General features: G+C 76.3%; 1 protein-coding gene. It reads left to right on the forward strand.

Features of this window, described 5'->3' with window-relative positions:
* Positions 1-66 precede the first annotated feature (66 nt).
* On the forward strand, positions 67-266 hold a 200-nt coding region (locus IEZ27_RS33075; protein ID WP_229824571.1), incomplete at its 3' end, for a hypothetical protein.

A 266-nucleotide genomic window follows, 5' to 3' on the forward strand; every position in this document is an offset into this window, starting at 1 on the left:
CGGTGGCCCACACCCGCCCAAAGGCGGCAACGGCCCGAGGGAGCCCGCCGAAAGGAGCACCACAGCGTGAAACGCACAGCCTTACTCGCGGCGGTCGCCGGCCTGGCCACAGCCGCGACCCTGACGCTGCAGCCCTCACCCGCGAGCGCCGCCCCACCCGGAGTCCCCCCGGCCCAGCAAGGCACCGGCGCCCCCCGCGCGGCGGCAGACCCCGCCTCCCTGGCCGCGGCAGTCGCCGACAAGGCCGTCTCCAGCCAGGTCGACAA

The sequence above is a fragment of the Nonomuraea spiralis genome (assembly GCF_014648435.1).
Taxonomy (GTDB): domain Bacteria; phylum Actinomycetota; class Actinomycetes; order Streptosporangiales; family Streptosporangiaceae; genus Nonomuraea; species Nonomuraea spiralis.